Annotated in this window: 1 tRNA gene and 2 rRNA genes; all 3 read right to left on the bottom strand. The window is 53.2% G+C overall.

Annotation, left to right across the window (positions count from 1 at the left end):
• Positions 1–127 precede the first annotated feature (127 nt).
• Positions 128–204: transfer RNA gene (locus ABKW30_RS29170), tRNA-Met, on the bottom strand.
• A 126-nt stretch (positions 205–330) separates the two neighbouring features.
• A 5S ribosomal RNA gene (rrf, locus tag ABKW30_RS29165) occupies positions 331–445 on the bottom strand.
• 294 nt (positions 446–739) lie between these two features.
• Positions 740–3,439 (bottom strand): 23S ribosomal RNA (locus ABKW30_RS29160); the annotation flags it as partial.

The following is a 3,439-nucleotide window of genomic DNA, read 5'->3' as shown; positions in this document are numbered from 1 at the left end:
TTTGGTTGCGGGGACAGGATTTGAACCTGTGACCTTCAGGTTATGGTGAGCTTGCGAACGACGAGCTACCATCGTCAGGAAAGCGAAGCTTTGCGCCGACGATATTTGCGTTTTGAAAGGTTGGTTTTGGTTGCGGGGACAGGATTTGAACCTGTGACCTTCAGGTTATGAGCCTGACGAGCTACCGGGCTGCTCCACCCCGCGCCACCATGCTTTTGTATTCCAGATATTAGACCTGGTGTTTTACAAAAGCAAAAGGCCGCATTTGAGCGGCCTGATTTTGTTGTTCTGTGGTTGTGTATTTTGAGAAGAATTTGTTGCGTTTGGCAGACCTGGCAGCGACCTACTCTCCCGCGTCTTGAGACGAAGTACCATTGGCGCAGGGGCGTTTCACGGCCGAGTTCGGAATGGGATCGGGTGCAGCCACCCCGCTGTAACCACCAGGTCAGCAAAGCGCAACAAAATTCATGAGAAGCTGGAATTGTAGTTTTGTATCGCTCACGCACGAGCGCCCTTCGACAGGCTCAGGGCTGTGCTCCGCGAGGCGTGCCATGCGGCACGACGACCTATCGGTCTGTATTGGTGCCTGCTTCTGAGATTTCAGAAGGAGCGCCCATACAGCACGCCAGTGCGTCGCCGGTTTTCCGGCGCGCTGTCGCAGCGCCCGCACCAAAGGTGCGATACGGCGCGTGAGACAATCCAATTCATCTGATTTATCAGATGGATATAAGTAATGAGAATGATCAAGCCAATCGAGCTATTAGTACCGGTAAGCTTCATGCGTTGCCGCACTTCCACACCCGGCCTATCAACGTGGTGGTCTTCCACGGCTCTGATAGGGAATACTCGTTTTCAGGTGGGTTTCCCGCTTAGATGCCTTCAGCGGTTATCCCGTCCGTATATAGCTACCCTGCTATGCGGCTGGCGCCACAACAGGTCCACCAGAGATACGTCCATCCCGGTCCTCTCGTACTAGGGACAGATCCTGTCAATATTCCTACACCCACGGCAGATAGGGACCGAACTGTCTCACGACGTTCTGAACCCAACTCACGTACCGCTTTAAATGGCGAACAGCCATACCCTTGGGACCTGCTCCAGCCCCAGGATGCGATGAGTCGACATCGAGGTGCCAAACAACCCCGTCGATATGGACTCTTGGGGGTCATCAGCCTGTTATCCCCGGCGTACCTTTTATCCGTTGAGCGATGGCCCTTCCACGCGGGACCACCGGATCACTATGACCGACTTTCGTCTCTGCTCGACTTGTCAGTCTCGCAGTCAGGCGGGCTTATGCCATTGCACTCGACGACCGATTTCCGACCGGTCTGAGCCCACCATCGCGCGCCTCCGTTACTCTTTAGGAGGCGACCGCCCCAGTCAAACTACCCACCATACACTGTCCCGGATCCGGATAACGGACCGCGGTTAGACATCCATATAGGTAAGGGTGGTATTTCAAGGATGACTCCACGAAGGCTGGCGCCCCCGCTTCAAAGTCTACCACCTATCCTACACATGCCGACACGAATGCCAGTGTAAAGCTATAGTAAAGGTGCACGGGGTCTTTCCGTCTAACCGCAGGAACCCCGCATCTTCACGGGGAATTCAATTTCACTGAGTCTGCGTTGGAGACAGCGGGGAAGTCGTTACGCCATTCGTGCAGGTCGGAACTTACCCGACAAGGAATTTCGCTACCTTAGGACCGTTATAGTTACGGCCGCCGTTTACTGGGGCTTCAATTCAAAGCTTGCACCTCTCCTCTTAACCTTCCAGCACCGGGCAGGCGTCAGACCCTATACGTCGTCTTGCGACTTCGCAGAGCCCTGTGTTTTTGGTAAACAGTCGCTACCCCCTGGTCTGTGCCACCCTCCTCTACTTGCGTAAAAAAGGGTCACGCTTCTTCCGAAGTTACGCGTGCAATTTGCCGAGTTCCTTCAACGCAGTTCTCTCAAGCGCCTTGGTATTCTCTACCAGTCCACCAGTGTCGGTTTAGGGTACGGTCTATACGCGGGAGCTATTTCCTGGAACCGCCCCGAAGCCCCTCCAATCCAATAAGGAGGAACAACATACGCGATCCGTCACTACCCGCAGGCCCACGAATATTAACGTGGTTCCCATCGACTACGCCTTTCGGCCTCGCCTTAGGGGCCGGCTAACCCTGCTCAGATTAACTTTAAGCAGGAACCCTTGGACTTTCGGCGAGGGAGTCTCTCACTCCCTTTATCGTTACTCATGTCAGCATTCTCACTTCTGATACCTCCAAAGGCCCTCACGGGTCCCTCTTCAACGGCTTACAGAACGCTCCGCTACCACTTGCTTATTGCTAAGCAAATCCACAGCTTCGGTGTATGGCTTTAGCCCCGGTACATTTTCGGCGCAAAGACCCTTATTTAGACCAGTGAGCTGTTACGCTTTCTTTAAATGATGGCTGCTTCTAAGCCAACATCCTGGTTGTTTTGGGATCCTCACATCCTTTCCCACTTAGCCATAACTTAGGGACCTTAGATGGTGGTCAGGGTTGTTGCCCTCTTCACGACGGACGTTAGCACCCGCCGTGTGTCTGCCGATTAGTACTCTTCGGTATTCGGAGTTTGGTTAGGTTTGGTAAATCGGTGAGATCCCCTAGCCCATCCAGTGCTCTACCCCCGAAGGTATTCGATCGACGCTCTACCTAAATAGATTTCGCGGAGAACCAGCTATCTCCAAGTTTGATTGGCCTTTCACCCCTAGCCACAAGTCATCCCAATCTATTGCAACAGATGCGGGTTCGGTCCTCCAGTAAGTGTTACCTTACCTTCAACCTGCTCATGGCTAGATCACTTGGTTTCGGGTCTAATCCAACGAACTGAACGCCCTGTTCAGACTCGCTTTCGCTACGCCTACACCTACCGGTTTAAGCTTGCTCGTCAGACTAAGTCGCTGACCCATTATACAAAAGGTACGCTGTCACCCAGAACTAATCTTGGGCTCCAACTGTTTGTAGGCATTCGGTTTCAGGATCTCTTTCACTCCCCTTGTCGGGGTGCTTTTCACCTTTCCCTCACGGTACTGGTTCGCTATCGGTCATGCACGAGTACTTAGGCTTGGAGAGTGGTCTCCCCATGTTCAGACAGGATTTCACGTGTCCCGCCCTACTCAAGGACTTTTGTTCGCATTACGTGTACGGGGCTATCACCCATTCTAGCCACCCTTTCCAGAGTGTTCCACTTGTCTCACAAAAGCCACTGGCCTGGTCCGCGTTCGCTCGCCACTACTTACGGAGTCTCGTTTGATGTCCTTTCCTCCGGGTACTTAGATGTTTCAGTTCCCCGGGTTCGCTTCTAACCCCTATGTATTCGAAAGTTAGATACCTTATTACGATATCTAGAAATCATTTTAGTTCTCAGTTTCGCTCACGCGCCATATCGCCCCTGCCGGGACGGGCGCTGCGCGGGCG

It is taken from the genome of Phyllobacterium sp. SB3 (assembly GCF_040009165.1).
GTDB lineage: Bacteria > Pseudomonadota > Alphaproteobacteria > Rhizobiales > Rhizobiaceae > Phyllobacterium.
This window is presented reverse-complemented; position numbering and strand designations above follow the sequence as displayed.